This is a genomic window from Actinomadura chibensis NBRC 106107 (genome assembly GCF_001552135.1).
GTDB classification, from domain to species: domain Bacteria; phylum Actinomycetota; class Actinomycetes; order Streptosporangiales; family Streptosporangiaceae; genus Spirillospora; species Spirillospora chibensis.
In genome coordinates this window covers 60,735-74,954 of sequence record NZ_BCQP01000040.1, presented here as the reverse complement: position 1 = coordinate 74,954, position 14,220 = coordinate 60,735, and the positions used below count along the sequence as shown (strand labels likewise).

Below are 14,220 nucleotides of genomic sequence, written 5' to 3'. Positions count from 1 at the left end.
GTGCCGGGACGGCGGCCGCGCCGCAGAGTCGCCCTCATGGCCGTTTCCTCCCCCGCCTCCGTCCCGGAGTCGTCCCGGTACCGGGACGTGTTCGCCGTCCCCGAGTTCCGGACGCTGTTCGCCCTGCAGACGCTGCTGGTGGGCGGCGACTCGGTGCGGATGCTGGCGCTGTCGGTCCAGGCGTTCGAGCGGACCGGCTCCACCGTCGCCGCCGCGCTGATCTTCGCGGCGGGCTTCCTGCCGTACGTGGTGGGCGGGGCGCTGCTGCTCTCGCTCACCGACCGCGTCCCGGCGCGGCGCCTGCTCACCGCGTTCCACCTGCTGCGGCTCGCCGTCACGGCCGTCCTCGCGGTCGGCGCGCCGCCGGTCCCCGCGACGCTCGCGCTGCTCTTCGCGGTGGGGCTGTTCGCGCCGGTCGGCGGCGCGACCGTGCAGGCGAGGCTGCCCGACCTGCTGCCCGGCGACGGGTACGTGCTCGGCCGCTCGCTGTTCACGATGACGAGCGCGGGCGCGCAGATCGCCGGGCAGGCGGCGGGCGGGCTGCTGCTCGCGCTGCTCGGCACGACCGGGACGCTCTGGCTCGCCGCCGCGAGCGCCGGGCTGGGCGCCGTCCTCGCCCGGTTCCGGCTGCCGGACGTCCCGCCGCCAGCCCCCGAAGCGACGGCCGGGACGGCGCGCGAGACCTGGCGGGTGAACCGGCTGCTGCTCGGCGACCGCGGCGTCCGCGGCCTGCTCCTCGGCGCCTGGCTGCCGATCTCGTGCTGGGTCGGGTCGGAGGGCATGGCCGTCCCCTACGCGGCGGCCGCCGGCAGCGCGCACGGGGCCGGGCTGCTGCTGTCCGCCGCCGCGGCCGGGATGTTCGCCGGGAACCTCGTCGTGGGCCGGCTGATCCGGCCGGACGTCCGGGAGCGGCTCACCCTCCCGCTCGCCGCGCTGACCGGCGTGCCGCTGCTGGCGTTCGTCCTCGCCCCGGGCCTCGCGGCGGCCTGTGCGCTGATGGCCGCCGGGACGTTCGGCCTCGGCTACGAGCTGACCGTCCAGCGGCGGCTGGTGGACGCCGTCCCGGAGCGGATCCGCGGGCAGGCGCTCGGCCTGTCCAACACCGGCCTGATGACGGGCCAGGCGGCGGGCATCGGCGCGGCCGGGGCGCTCGGCGAGTTCCTCGCCCCGTCCCACGTCATGGCGGTGTGCGGGGCGGCCACGCTGGCGTCCGTCCTCGCGCTCCGGCGGCACCTGCGCTGAGGCGGCCTCCTGGACGTGGCGTGCCCGCCCGGGTCCCGGGAGGGACGGCGGGCACGCCACCGCGCGCGGCTACTTCTCCCAGGGGAAGCTGTCGGCGAAGGCCGGTTTGAGGTCGTCCAGCCAGACCGCTTCGGGGTCGTACTGCGCGTAGAAGGGCTTGCCGACCAGCTCGGCGTCGCGGCACTGGATGAAGTGCAGCGCGAACGCCTTCTCCCCGAACAGGTCGACGACGCCGTCCACGCAGACCTTGCCCGGCGTGGCCGACATGGACGGGCCCCGCACGGTCCGCGACAGGCCGGACACGTTCTTGTAGGCGTCCCGGTAGATCTCGTAGGCGCGGGCGAGCGGGACGGCGAAGTAGTCCTGCGGCCCCGTGTCGCGCTCGACGAACATGTAGTACGGGACGAGCCCCATCCGGGTCTGGACGCGCCACATCGTCTCCCACACCGCCGGATCGTCGTTGATCGTCCGGATCAGCGGGGCCTGGGTGCGGATGACCGCGCCCGTGTCGCGGATGCGCCGGCACGCCTCGGTCACCATGAGCGGCTCAAGCTCGCGCGGGTGGGAGAAGTGCGCCATGAACGCGAGGTTCTTGCCCGACTCGACGACCTGCTCGAACAGCCGCAGCATGTCGTCGGCGTCCGGGTCGGTGACGAACTTCTGCGGCCAGTAGGCGAGCGACTTCGTCCCGATCCTGATGGATTCGAGCTGCTCCAGGTCGAGCAGGGGCTCGACGTAGCGGCGCAGCACCGGCTCGCCCATGATCATGGCGTCGCCGCCGGTGAAGAGGACGCTCGTCACCTCCGGATGGGCGACCAGGTAGTCGCGCAGGGCGGTGACGTCGTCCCCGGCCATCTTCAGGTCGGCCTCGCCGACGAACTGGGCCCAGCGGAAGCAGTACGTGCAGTACGCGTGGCATGTCTGGCCCTGCTTCGGGAAGTACAGGACGGTCTCGTCGTACTTGTGCTGCATGCCGGGGATCTTGCCGTCGCCGAAGCTCGGCACGTTGAGTTCGAGCTGCCCCGCGGGATGCGGGTTCAGCCGCATCCGGACCGCGTGCGCGGCCGCCTCGACCTCCGCCTTCGGCGCCTCGCGGCGCAGCAGGTCGGACAGGTGCGCGACGTCCTCCGGCGGAAGCATGTCCTCCTGCGGGAAGACCAGCCGGTATATCGGGTCGTCGGGCGCGGCCTCCCAGTCGATCAGCTCGTCGATGACGTAGGCGTTCGTCCGGAAGGGCAGGACGGTGGCCACCGCGCGGGTCGCGAGGCGCTGCGCGGGCGAGAGCCCCGCGCGAGCGGTGAGCTCGTCGAGGTGCTTCGCCGTGAAGGCGCGGAACTTGCGACCGGTGGATCGCACCGCGGGAGCCGCGTCGTTCACCAGTGTCACGTGTTGGTACTCCTTGCTGTCAACGGGGAGGCGGACCCCCGGTGCGGCGTCACGGACCGTGATCGGTACTGCGCAGGACACCCCCATTCAACCCGTTGGGATGGGTTCATTACGAATTGATGCCCCCTACCCGGTAAGAACAAAGCCGGTCAAGGACGATCCCGACAAATCGCCTCGACATCATCGTGGACGTCCCGCGGCCAGTACAACGACCGCGGGAGCCTGACTTCTCCACCGTCCGGTCCCGGGATCGCCTCCACCGACGGCGGTCCGGGTCTCGGCGACACCCCGGTGCACCGCCCGACCAGCGGATACACGAGGAACACTCACCCCGTGTCACCTGCTGACAAGATCTTGGGAAATACTGGGCGAGGGCGCGGCAAGGACAGGGCGGCGTGAGGGGGCTCGGTGAACTCCGACGAGCGTGGCGGGCCGGGCATCGTTCCCGTGAGGGTGATCGTCCTGGCCGCCGTCGCGGGCGTCAGCTACGCGACCTTCCTGCTGGAGAACCTCCTCAGTCCGAAGCTGGACTTCCTCAACGGCTACGTCAGCGAGCTCTCGGCCGTCGACCAGCCGTTCCACGCCGTCTACAGCGCGGGCGACTTCGTCACGGGCGTCCTGTCGATCCTCGTGGCGCTGGAGACCCTGCGCAGGCTGAGCCGCAGGCCCCTCGCCACCGCCGGGTGGGCGTTCCTCGGCCTGTTCGGCGTGTGCGCGATCGGCGACGCGTCGTTCCCGCTCGACTGCGCGCCCAGCCTGGAGACGTGGTGCGCGCTGCGCGAGCGGTCCGGGCACGTGTCGTTCTCCCACGAGTTCCACTCGGTGACGAGCAGCGCCGTGATCGTGTGCGGGGTGGCCGCACTGCTGCTGCTGTCGCTCGCCGCCCGCCGGTACGGGTGGTGGCCCGCCCTCGCCCGCTGGGGCTGGCTGCTCGCCCTGGCCGAGACGGTGCTCGCCCTGGGCACGCTCGTCGCGATGTACATGGGCCAGTGGCTCGGGATCGTCCAGCGGGCGCAGATCAGCGTCCTGTGCCTCGGGCTCCTGGTGATCGCGTGGGCGCTGTACGCCGACTGGCGGGACACGGTCCGCGCCCGCCGGGCCGCGCCGGGAGCGATGGAGGAGGCACGCCGGTGACGGAGATCGTGAGCGCCGGGGGCGAGCGGGTCCACGTGGTCCGGTCCGGGCCCGCGGACGGCGTCCCGCTGCTGCTCGGCTCCGGGCTCGGCGGGGCCTGGTTCGACTGGGCGCCGTCCGTCGAGCTGCTCCGGGACGAGTACCGCGTGACCGTGTATGACCGTCCGGGGCTCGGGCTCAGCCCGGCCGCCGTCCGGCGTCCCACGCTGGACCGCGACGTCCGGATCATGGCGGCGCTGGCGGAGCGGGCGGGCCGGCCGGTGATCGTCCTCGCGCACTCGATGGCGGCGTTCGCGGCGGAGGCCCTCGCGCGGACGTCGCCGGAGCACGTCCTCGGCATGGTCCTGGTCGACCCGAGCTACGAGCACGCGCCGCGCGCCCCGCTCCCGCTGGGCGCCGCGCTGGCGCCGGTCTGCGGGGCGGCGGGCGCCGTCCTCGACGCGACGCGGATCGCGCGGGTCGCCGGGCCGTTCGGGCGGCGGCTCGCCCTCCGCCACACGAGCCGCCGGGGGGAGGCCGTCCCGGACGGCGTCGTCCGCTCCGTCTACGGGCGCGGGACGGTCATCGGCACCGTCCTCGCCGAGGAGCTGGCCTACCGGGAGATGGCGGTCGCGCTGGCGCGGCTGCGCGCCCGGACGGCGTTCCCGGCCGTCCCGCTGGTCGTCGTGACGGCGCTCGGCGACGCGGGCCGTCCGGCCAAGCAGCGCGAATGGGCCGAGGGCCACGAGCGGCTCACGAAGATGAGCCCGCTGGGCAGCCGCGTCGAGCTGCCCGACGCCCGCCACATGGTCGCCCTCGACCGTCCCGACGCCGTGGCCAAGGCCGTGGCGAGAGTCGCGCAGGAGACGCCATGACCACTCCGGTCCGGATCGTCGTCTCGGTGGTCGTGCTCGCGCTGAGCCTGTCGGGATGCAAGGTCATGCAGCGGATCTCCGAGGGCGCGTACCGCAACGCCGTCAGCGACGGGGTCGTGGACGACCTCAAAGCGCAGGGCATCGAGCTGCGGAAGCGTCCCGAATGCACGTCGGCCAAGCAGGAGACCGCGGCGATGGTCCGGGTGACCTGCACCGCGCTGACCCGGGCGGGCGAGCCGGTCGTCGTCAGCGGCGTCGCCTACGACGCCGACACCGACCGGCCGCGCGAGAGCTACGTCGTCACCGTCGCCGGACGCGAGATCCTCCGCAAGAACTGCCTCGGCATCGGCTGCGGCTGACCGCACGGCTGACCGCACGGGGGTTCTGGCAAGGAATCCGCATACGGAACGGAAAAAGCGACCACCCTGCGCATACAACACCGTACCCTCGGTGAGGTTGTCGACGTGGATATACGTCGCAAGGCCGTGGAGTTGAGCCGCCGGGTCGTCGGCGCGAACCGCAGGCGGGCCCTGATCCTCGGATCGGCCGGGGTGCTCGTGCTCGCGCTGGTGGGCGGCGGTGTCGCGTTCCTGCTGTCGACCCGCGGGGAGCTGCAGTACAAGACGCAGTCGGCGCTGCGCAGGGCGCTGCCGGTGACGGCGGCGGCCGAGCTGGAGAAGCGCGGCGTGTCGCTGGCGGCCCCGCTGAAATGCCAGGACCTGCCCGGCTGGACGAAGTCGAAGCTGCGGGTCTCCTGCACCGGGACGACCACGGACCGCAAGTCCGTCAAGGTCCTCGGCACCGGCGAGGAGAAGACGCACAAGAGCTACTACACGATCCTCGTGGACGGCCGTCCGGTCGTGGAGAACGCGCACTGCCTCGGCGCCGACTGCAAGGGCGAGCAGGGGTAGTTCGCGGGCGGGTGATGATCGCCACTCCGGCCGGGCGCGGTCAAGACGGGTGGGAGAACGTCCTACGATGCGATGAGCTGCACTATCGCAGCGTTTCCCTTTCACCCTCCTGGAGCGGCCATGACCGGCACCGGCGAGCCGTCGCGTCCCGCGGCGCCTCGCCGCGGGGCGCCGGTGCGGCCGCTGCCCGTCGCGGTGGACACGATGGGCGGCGACCACGCCCCCGCGGAGATCATCGCGGGCGCGGTGGAGGCCGTCGCCGAGCACGGCGTGCGCGTGGTGCTCGTCGGGCAGGCCCCGCGGATCCGCCGCGAGCTGGACCGGCACGGCGCCATCGGCAAGATCCCCATCGTGCACGCCGAGGAGGCCCTCGACATGGGCGAGGGCGCGCTCGCGAGCTGGCGCAAGCCCCGCTCGTCCGTCGCGATCGCGTGCCATCTGATCCGGCAGGGCCGGGCGTCGGCGCTGGTGTCGGCGGGCAGCACCGCCGGGGTCGTCGCGACGTCGCGGCTGCGGCTGAAGGGCCAGCAGGGCGTGCTGCGCCCGGCGATCGCGGTGACGCTGCCGACCCGCCCGCGGCCGACGATCCTGCTGGACGCGGGCGCCACCGCCGACGTCAAGCCGGAGGGGCTCGTCCAGTTCGCGGCGCTCGGCACCGCGTACGCGCAGATCCTGCTCGGGCTGGAGCGTCCGACGGTGGGGCTGCTGAACATCGGCGCCGAGCCCGGCAAGGGCGACAAGGTCGCCAAGCGGGCGCACGAGCTGCTCGCGGGCGGCGGCCACGGCCTGGAGTTCGCCGGGAACGTCGAGGGCCACGACCTGCTCACCGGCAAGGTGGACGTGATCGTCGCGGACGGCTTCACCGGCAACGTCGCGCTGAAGACCATGGAGGGCACGATCCGGACGGCGTTCGCCGAGGTCCGGGAGGCGATGACCGCCGGGCCCGCCGCCCGGATGGGCGCGCTGCTCCAGCGCCGCCGCCTCCAGGACCTGCGCGACCGCCTCGACCCCGACACCTACGGCGGCGGCGTCCTGCTCGGCCTGAACGGGACGGTCGTCATCGCGCACGGCGCGTCCAAGGCCCGCGCGATCACGTCCGCGTGCGAGCTGGCGCACCGGCTCGCCGCCGGGCGGATCGTCGAGCGGATCCGCGAGCAGGTCGCGCTGACCCGGACGTCCAGGTTCGGCCGCTGGACGCACGGCGAGCGCGACGGGACCGACGGCAGGCCCGCCGAGGCCGGGGAGCGCCCGCCGGAGCCCGTCCCGCCCGCCGACCTGCCCGAACCCGACCGCGGCGAGCCGCCCGCCGCGCCCTGACGGGTCGGGAAACCTGGTTCGCCGGGCGGCGGGACGCCGATAGCCTTGGGACATGCCCGATCCGCAACTCGTGCTCGCCGCCCGGGTCCAGGCCGCGCTCGGCGCCGCCTTCGGACCGTCGTACGCGGACGCCGACCCGGTCATCCGGCCGTCGTCGTTCGCCGACCTCCAGGCCAACGTGGCGCTGCCGCTGGCCAAGAAGCTGGGCCGCAAGCCGCGAGACGTCGCCGACGAGATCGTCGCGCACCTCGACACCGCCGACGTCGTGGCGGACGTCCAGGTCAGCGGGCCGGGCTTCATCAACCTGACGCTCAGCGACGGCTGGATCGCCGCCGCCGCGCAGCGCGCCCTGACGGACGAGCGGCTCGACGTCCCGCTCGTCGACAAGCCGCACAAGGTCGTCGTCGAGTACTCCTCGCCCAACGTGGCGAAGGAGATGCACGTCGGCCACCTGCGGACCACGATCGTCGGGGACGCGCTCGCCCGGATCCTCGGCTTCCTCGGCCACGAGGTGATCCGCGACAACCACGTCGGCGACTGGGGCACCCCGTTCGGCATGCTGATCGAGCACCTGCTCGACCTCGGCGAGGACGCCGCCGCGCGGGGCGACTCGTCGGTCAGCGACCTGACGGAGTTCTACCAGGCGGCGCGGCGCAAGTTCGACGGCGACGAGGCGTTCGCCGACCGGTCGCGGCGGCGGGTCGTCGCGCTCCAGGCGGGCGACGCCGAGACGCTGCGGCTCTGGAACGTCCTCGTGGACGTGTCCAAGCGGTACTTCAACGCCGTCTACGGGCAGCTCGGCGTCACGCTGTCCGACGCCGACATCAAGGGCGAGAGCTTCTACAACGACCTGCTCGAACCGACGGTCCGGGAGCTGGAGGAGAAGGGCATCGCGGTCGTCAGCGAGGGCGCGCTGTGCGCGTTCCCGCCCGGCTTCACCGGCCGCGAGGGCGAGCCCCTCCCGGTGATCATCCGGAAGAGCGACGGCGGCTACAACTACTCCACCACCGACCTCGCCACGATCCGGTACCGGGTCGACACCGAGCACGTCGACCGGATGGTCTACGTCGTCGGCACGACGCAGGCGCTGCACTTCCAGATGGTGTTCGCGGTCGCGCGGATGGCGGGCTGGCTGAACGACGACGTCCGGGCCGAGCACGCGCAGATCGGGAACGTCCTCGGCACCGACGGCAAGCTCCTGCGGACCCGGGCGGGCGGCACCGTCAAGCTCTCCGAGCTGCTGGACGAGGCCGTCGAGCGGGCGGGCGCCGTGTTCGACGAGATCCAGCACGACCAGCCCTACGACGACGCGACGCGGGCCGCGATCGTCCGGGACGTGGCGATGGGCGCGGTGAAGTACGCCGACCTGTCCGTCGCCCGCGACAGCGAGTACGTCTTCGACCTCGACCGGATGATCTCGTTCCACGGCAAGACCGGCCCGTACCTCCAGTACGCCGTGGCGCGGATCCGGTCGATCTTCCGCAAGGGCGGGCTCACGCCGGAGCAGGCGGCCGGGCCGATCGTCCTCGGCCACCCGGCCGAGCGGGCGCTGGCGCTGGAGCTGCTCGGGTTCGGGGCCGTCGTCCAGCAGGCGGGCGAGACGACCGAGCCGCACCGGCTCGCGTCCTACATCTACGCGGTCGCCGACGCCTACACGACGTTCCACGAGAACTGCCCGGTGCTGAAGGCCCCGGACGAGCAGACGAAGGCGTCCCGGCTGGCCCTGTGCGCCGCCACCCTCCGCACCCTGGTAACCGGCCTAGACCTCCTCGGCGTCCCCACTCCGGAGCGCATGTAAGGGGTCGGCCACGGGCAGGCGCGCGGAGCGAGCTAAGCGAGCGGAGCGCGCATGCCCGCCGAGCCGGTCGACCACAGCGCCACGGCACCAATCCGCACGGTCACGACGACCTCACCCGTGGCGTGAGGATCGACCGGCTCGTGACGGGGGTTCCAGGGGGTCGCCCCCCTGGGCAGACACAGCCCCTCGTTCGCGCGCTATCTGTTCGCGGACGGCCGGGACGATCTCCAGGGCGAAGACCGGGAGGTGCTCCGGGTCGCCGCCGTACAGGAACGAGTCGACCCGGTGGCCGACGGCCAGCTCGGTCATCTCGTAGATCCACTGGCGCGGCGGCCCGTGCAGGAAGCCGCGGGCGTCGCCGCCGTCGATCGCGCCCTCCAGGACGTAGACGCGCCGCAGCTCGCCGGGGTCGCGGCCCACGGCGGCCGCGGCCTGGTCGAGGCGGCGCTGCCCGTCCGCGAGGCGTTTCGGCGGGACGAGCGAGGACGGCGCGATCCAGCCGTCGGCGACCCGGCCCGCGAGGTCCAGGCCGTGCGGCCCGGTCACGCCGAGCCAGACGCCGATCTGGTGCGCGGGCGGCGGGCCCGGCTGCGGCGCGGCGAACCGGTAGTGCTCGCCGCCGAACCGGAGCCCGTTCTGCCCGCTCCAGTGCAGCCGGATGACCTGGACGGCCTCCTCAAGGGCGCGGCGCGCCGCCGCCGCGCCGAGCCGCGCGCCGCCGTAGGCGTCGACGCCGTCCGGCGCCCGGCCCGCGCCGAGGCCGAGCTCGACCCGGCCGCCGCTCAGCAGGTCGAGCGTCGCGACGGTCTTGGCCAGCACGGCGGGCGGCCGCAGCGGCAGGCACGCCACGGCGGGCAGCACCCGGATCCGGGACGTGACCGCCAGCGCGGTCGCCATCAGCGCGAGCGCGTCGGCGGTGCCGCGCCGGTACGGCTCGTCGCGGACGCCGAGCAGGTCGAGCCCGTACCGGTCCGCGTCCTGCGCGGCGCGGACCAGCGGGACGGACGCGTCCGGCGCGAGCGACACGCCGAACCGCAGCGTGTTCCGCGCGGCCCGGCCGCCCTGCCGCGGGCGGGCGGTCTCCGCCGTCACTGCAGGTAGCCTTCGACCTCGTCCGGCGGCCTGACGTCCGCGTCGCCCGGGTCCTCGCCGGCCTCCAGCCGGGCCCGGCGGCGGCGGAGCAGGTCCCAGCACTGGTCGAGCGCGACCTCCAGCCGCTCCAGCCGCCGGTGCTCCTCCTCACGGCCGAGCTCGTCGCGCTGGTAGCGCTCGCGGAGCCGCTGCTCCTCGCCGACGTAGTCGCTGATGCGGGCCAGGATGTCCTTCTCGTCCACGGCCTGCGGCGTTCAGCGTACGCGGCCGGAGTCGGTGAGCCCGCTGAGGAACCCGCCGTCCGTCCGCGTGGAGTGCTGGAGCCCGTTCCGCGTCTCGCCCATGGACGAGGTCGCCGACGCCGCGGCCGAGCGCGCCGCGTCGACCGCGCGGCGCGCGGGCGACTTGCGGGCGGCCGTGGACCCGGTCGTGCTCGATCTGGCCGCCCCCTTCGACGTGCCGGAGCGGGTGGACGCCGTCGTCCTGGACGAGGCCGACTTGCGGGCCGTGCTCGTCCGCGACTTCGGCGCGGTCGTCTTCTTCGCCGTGCTGGACGACCTCGACGCGGGCTTGCGGGCCGTGGACGTCCGGGCCGACGCGGTCGACCGCGAGCGGCTCGACGCGGCGGACGTCTTGCGGGCCGTCCCCGACCGGGACGCGGTGCTCTTGCGCGCCGTGCCCCCGTTCGCGGACGACTTGGCCGTCGTGGTGATGACCTTCGCGGCCGCGTCCATCGCCTTCGCGGCGTCGGTCATCGCCTTCGTCGCGCTGGTCATGGCCTTGGTCATCGCCGTCATGGCCTTGGCCGACGAGGACGCCTTGGTCGCCACCGACTTCATCTGCGTCGCGGCGGTCTTGGCCTGGCTCGCGGCCTTGGTCACCCGGTTGGCGGCGGCGGTCGACGTCCGGCTGGACGCCGCCGACGTGCGCCGGGTCGTGGTCCCGGTGGAACGGCTGCTCGACGACGACCGCGCGGCCGACGTGCGCTTGGCCGCGGGCTTGCGGGCCGTCGTGGACTTGCTGGTCGCTGATGTGCTCTTCGTCGTACGCCCGGCCGTACCTCGGCTCGGCGTCGTACGCGATGCGGTCTTGGTAGGCACTGATCTCCCCCCAGTGATGATCAGTTACGGGGAGTTCTATTCCACGCTTTGTGACCCTTTACACACGTCCCGTGATTTCAGATCAGACGCCGACCGGATGCCAGACGGTCTTGGTCTCCAGGAACGCCGTCATGCGCGCGGTTCCGGGATCGTCCGTCCAGGCGTCCTTTCCGGGACGAAGGACGCGCTTCAGGTTCCCGGCGGCCGCCTCCTCCAGCCCCCGGACGTGGTCGGCGGCGGCTCCGGTCAGGTCGATGCCGTTCACGTCCATGTGGGACGCGAGCCAGGGCGCGATCTCGGCGCGCCGCCCGGTGAGCAGGTTCACGACGCCGCCGGGCAGGTCGGACGTCGCGAGCACCTCCGCCAGCGTGATCGCGGGGAGCGGCGCGGGCTCGGACGCGATCACCACGCACGTGTTCCCCGACACGATCACCGGCGCGACCACGGAGACGAGCCCGAGCAGCGGCGAGTCGGGCGCGACGACGGCGACGACCCCGGCCGGTTCGGGCGTGGAGAAGTTGAAGAACGGCCCGGACACCGGGTTCGACGCGCCCGCCACGGCGGACAGCTTGTCGGCCCATCCGGCGTACCAGACCCAGCGGTCGACGGCGGCGTCCACCTCGGCGGCGGCGGCCTGCTTGGACGCCCCGGCGCGGCGCAGCTCGTCGGCGAACTGGTCGCGGCGCCCCTCCAGCATCTCGGCGACGCGGTAGAGGATCTGGCCCCGGTTGTAGGCGGTGCGCCCGGACCAGCCGCCGAACGCCTTGCGGGCGGCGGTCACGGCGTCGCGCGCGTCCTTGCGGGACGCCTGCGAGGCGTTGGCGACGAACCGCCCCTTGGCGTCGTGCACGGGATAGGACCTGCCGGACTCGGATCGGGGGAACGCGCCGCCGATGAACAGCTTGTAGGTCTTGCGGACGGCCAGCCGGTCAGACATTCAGGTACCCCTCCAGGCCGTGGCGTCCGCCCTCGCGGCCGAACCCCGATTCCTTGTAGCCGCCGAACGGGGAGGCCGGGTCGAACTTGTTGAAGGTGTTTGCCCAGACGACCCCGGCGCGGAGGCGCTCGGCCGTCCAGAGGATCTGCGAGCCCTTCTCCGTCCAGATCCCGGCGGACAGCCCGTACGGGGTGTTGTTGGCCTTGGCGACGGCCTCGTCCGGCGTCCGGAACGTCAGCACCGACAGGACGGGCCCGAAGATCTCCTCCCGCGCGATCCGGTGCGACTGCGCGACCCCGGTGAACACGGTCGGCGCGAACCAGAATCCCTGCGCGGGCAGCTCGCACGGCGGCGACCACGCCGTCGCGCCCTCCGCCTCGCCCGCCGCCGACAGCTCGCGGATCTTGGCGAGCTGCGCCGCCGAGTTGATCGCCCCGACGTCGGTGTTCTTGTCCAGCGGGTCGCCGACGCGGAGCGTCGCCATGCGCGCCTTGAGCCGCTCCAGGACCTCCTCGGCCACCGACTCCTGGACCAGCAGCCGCGACCCGGCGCAGCACACGTGCCCCTGGTTGAAGAAGATCCCGTTGACGATGCCCTCGACGGCCTGGTCGAGCGCGGCGTCCTCGTACACGATGTTGGCGGCCTTGCCGCCGAGCTCCAGGGTGAGCTTCTTGTCCGTCCCCGCCAGGACGCGGGCGATCTGCCGTCCGACCTCGGTGGAGCCGGTGAAGGCGACCTTGTCGATCCCGTCGTGGGCGACGAGCGCGCGGCCCGTCTCGCCCGCGCCGGTGACGATGTTGACGACGCCCGGCGGCAGCTCGGCCTGGCGGCAGATGTCGGCGAACAGCAGCGCGGTCAGCGGCGTCGTCTCCGCGGGCTTGAGCACGACGGTGTTGCCGCAGGCCAGCGCGGGCGCGATCTTCCAGGCGAGCATGAGCAGCGGGAAGTTCCACGGGATGACCTGCCCCGCGACCCCGACCGGCTTCGGGTCGGGCCCGAACCCGGCGTAGGGGAGCTTGTCGGCCCAGCCCGCGTAGTAGAAGAACCAGGCCGCGACCAGCGGCACGTCCACGTCCCGGGACTCGCGGATCGGCTTGCCGTTGTCGATCGACTCCAGCACCGCCAGTTCCCTGGCCCGCTCCTGGACGAGCCGCGCGATCCGGTACAGGTACTTGGCGCGTTCCCGTCCGGGCATGGGGCCCCAGACCTTCTCGTACGCCTTCCGCGCCGCCGCGACCGCCCGATCGACGTCGGACTCATCGGCGCACGCGATATCGGCCAGAACGCTCTCGTCGGCCGGGTTCACCGACTTGAACGGCTCGCCGTGCCCGTCCGCGAACTCCCCGTCGATGAACAGCCCGTAGGAGGCGCGGATGTCGACGATCGCCCGCGACTCGGGCGCGGGCGCGTACTCGAAAACCATGATCAGTCCAACGTGACGTAGTCGGGACCGGAATAGACGCCCGTCGCGAGCTTGCGGCGCTGCATCAGCAGGTCGTTCAGCAGGCTGGACGCGCCGAGCCTGAACCAGTCGGGCGACAGCCAGTCCGGCCCGGCGGTCTCGTTCACGAGCACCAGGTACCGGATGGCGTCCTTGCTCGTCCGGATGCCGCCCGCGGGCTTGACACCCACCTGCCGCCCGGTACCGGCCCGATAATCGCGGACGGCCTCCAGCATCACCAGCGTCACCGGCAGGGTCGCGGCGGGCGACACCTTCCCGGTCGAGGTCTTGATGAAGTCGGCCCCGGCGCGCATCGCGAGCCACGACGCCCGCCGGACGTTGTCCAGCGTGGCCAGCTCGCCCGTCTCCAGGATGACCTTCAGGTGCGCCCCGCCGCACGCCTCCTTGACCGCCGTGATCTCGTCGAACACCTTCGGGTAGTCGCCCGCGAGGAACGCGCCCCGGTCGATGACCATGTCGATCTCCGCCGCCCCGGCCGCGACCGCCGCCCGCGTGTCGGCGAGCTTGGCCTCCAGCGGCGCCCGCCCGGACGGGAACGCGGTCGCGACGCTCGCCACCTTGATGCCCGTCCCGGCGAGGGAGCGGACGGCCACGTCCACCATGTCCGAGTACACGCACACCGCCGCCACCCGCGGGACGGTCGCGTCCGCCGGGTCGGGATGCGCGGCCTTGGCGCACAGCGCCCGCACCTTGCCCGCCGTGTCCGCGCCCTCAAGGGTGGTGAGGTCCACCATCGAGATGGCGAGGTCGATCGCCTCGGCCTTCGCCGTCGTCTTGATGGACCGGGTCGCGAGCCGCGCGGCCCGCTCCTCGGCCCCCACCTGGTCCACCCCGGGCAGCCCGCGCAGAAACGCGCGCAGCTCCGCGGCGCCGTTCAGAGTCTCCGTTGACACTCCCCCAGCATCGCCGAACCCCACCCCCGACACAAAACGGTCACCCCGATAACCCGCCGCCGCGTGCACCGGGCCCGCCCTTGATGCGTCCCAC

At 73.2% G+C, this 14,220-nt stretch carries 14 protein-coding genes; 7 read left to right on the top strand and 7 right to left on the bottom strand.

The features are described 5' to 3' along the window. Positions 1-36 precede the first annotated feature (36 nt). Entirely contained in the window at positions 37-1,242 is a 1,206-nt protein-coding gene (locus ACH01S_RS23350) for an MFS transporter (RefSeq protein ID WP_067895141.1), read from the top strand. 69 nt (positions 1,243-1,311) lie between these two features. Here ACH01S_RS23350 and ACH01S_RS23345 read toward each other — a convergent pair whose 3' ends face one another. Further along, on the bottom strand, positions 1,312-2,628 hold the full coding sequence (locus tag ACH01S_RS23345; protein WP_067895138.1) for a KamA family radical SAM protein: 1,317 nt from the start codon (positions 2,626-2,628) through the stop codon (positions 1,312-1,314). A 447-nt stretch (positions 2,629-3,075) separates the two neighbouring features. Here ACH01S_RS23345 and ACH01S_RS23340 point away from each other — a divergent pair, with 447 nt between their 5' ends. The 6 genes from ACH01S_RS23340 to argS all read left to right on the top strand — a co-directional run bounded on the left by ACH01S_RS23340 (position 3,076) and on the right by argS (position 8,642). Further along, positions 3,076-3,762 carry a DUF998 domain-containing protein gene (locus tag ACH01S_RS23340; protein ID WP_246236582.1) on the top strand — a complete coding sequence of 229 codons (687 nt, stop codon included), beginning with the start codon at positions 3,076-3,078 and terminating at the stop codon, positions 3,760-3,762. Continuing rightward, positions 3,759-4,616 (top strand): alpha/beta fold hydrolase, encoded by an 858-nt coding sequence (locus ACH01S_RS23335; protein WP_083981021.1) that lies wholly within the window; start codon positions 3,759-3,761, stop codon positions 4,614-4,616. The genes ACH01S_RS23340 and ACH01S_RS23335 overlap by 4 nt, the downstream gene beginning before the upstream one ends. Then, positions 4,613-4,975, top strand: coding sequence for a hypothetical protein (locus ACH01S_RS23330; RefSeq protein ID WP_067895132.1), 363 nt, complete (start codon positions 4,613-4,615; stop codon positions 4,973-4,975). The genes ACH01S_RS23335 and ACH01S_RS23330 overlap by 4 nt, the downstream gene beginning before the upstream one ends. Before the next feature lie 105 nt (positions 4,976-5,080). Next, on the top strand, positions 5,081-5,527 hold the full coding sequence (locus ACH01S_RS23325; protein WP_246236581.1) for a hypothetical protein: 447 nt from the start codon (positions 5,081-5,083) through the stop codon (positions 5,525-5,527). 120 nt (positions 5,528-5,647) lie between these two features. Continuing rightward, positions 5,648-6,844, top strand: a complete 1,197-nt coding sequence (gene plsX, locus ACH01S_RS23320) for a phosphate acyltransferase PlsX (protein ID WP_169809339.1) — start codon at positions 5,648-5,650, stop codon at positions 6,842-6,844. Between the two features lie 52 nt (positions 6,845-6,896). Then, entirely contained in the window at positions 6,897-8,642 is a 1,746-nt protein-coding gene (gene argS, locus ACH01S_RS23315) for an arginine--tRNA ligase (protein WP_067895130.1), read from the top strand. 111 nt (positions 8,643-8,753) lie between these two features. On the opposite strand, the gene ACH01S_RS23310 is transcribed toward argS, so the two are convergent. The 6 genes from ACH01S_RS23310 to deoC form a co-directional block, all read right to left on the bottom strand. Continuing rightward, complete coding sequence (locus ACH01S_RS23310) at positions 8,754-9,734, bottom strand: LLM class flavin-dependent oxidoreductase (RefSeq protein WP_067895128.1); 981 nt, start codon at positions 9,732-9,734, stop codon at positions 8,754-8,756. Then, positions 9,731-9,976, bottom strand: a complete 246-nt coding sequence (locus ACH01S_RS23305) for a DUF2630 family protein (protein ID WP_067895125.1) — start codon at positions 9,974-9,976, stop codon at positions 9,731-9,733. The genes ACH01S_RS23310 and ACH01S_RS23305 overlap by 4 nt, the downstream gene beginning before the upstream one ends. 12 nt (positions 9,977-9,988) lie before the next feature. After that, complete coding sequence (locus ACH01S_RS23300) at positions 9,989-10,834, bottom strand: hypothetical protein (RefSeq protein ID WP_148344279.1); 846 nt, start codon at positions 10,832-10,834, stop codon at positions 9,989-9,991. Between the two features lie 82 nt (positions 10,835-10,916). Then, positions 10,917-11,771: an aldehyde dehydrogenase family protein gene (locus ACH01S_RS23295; RefSeq protein ID WP_067895119.1), complete on the bottom strand. Its 855-nt coding sequence runs from the start codon at positions 11,769-11,771 to the stop codon at positions 10,917-10,919. Continuing rightward, entirely contained in the window at positions 11,764-13,194 is a 1,431-nt protein-coding gene (locus tag ACH01S_RS23290) for an aldehyde dehydrogenase family protein (RefSeq protein WP_067895116.1), read from the bottom strand. Before ACH01S_RS23290 ends, ACH01S_RS23295 begins: the two co-directional genes overlap by 8 nt. A gap of 2 nt (positions 13,195-13,196) precedes the next feature. Beyond that, positions 13,197-14,126, bottom strand: a complete 930-nt coding sequence (gene deoC / locus ACH01S_RS23285; RefSeq protein ID WP_067895112.1) for a deoxyribose-phosphate aldolase — start codon at positions 14,124-14,126, stop codon at positions 13,197-13,199. Positions 14,127-14,220: the final 94 nt, after the last annotated feature.

Coding starts and splice junctions, on each gene's coding strand:
- ACH01S_RS23350 (WP_067895141.1), top strand. CDS start 37: ATGGCCGTTTCCTCCCCCGCCTCCGTCCCGGAGTCGTCCCGGTACCGG.
- ACH01S_RS23330 (WP_067895132.1), top strand. CDS start 4,613: ATGACCACTCCGGTCCGGATCGTCGTCTCGGTGGTCGTGCTCGCGCTG.
- plsX (WP_169809339.1), top strand. CDS start 5,648: ATGACCGGCACCGGCGAGCCGTCGCGTCCCGCGGCGCCTCGCCGCGGG.
- argS (WP_067895130.1), top strand. CDS start 6,897: ATGCCCGATCCGCAACTCGTGCTCGCCGCCCGGGTCCAGGCCGCGCTC.
- ACH01S_RS23295 (WP_067895119.1), bottom strand. CDS start 11,771: ATGTCTGACCGGCTGGCCGTCCGCAAGACCTACAAGCTGTTCATCGGC.
- ACH01S_RS23290 (WP_067895116.1), bottom strand. CDS start 13,194: ATGGTTTTCGAGTACGCGCCCGCGCCCGAGTCGCGGGCGATCGTCGAC.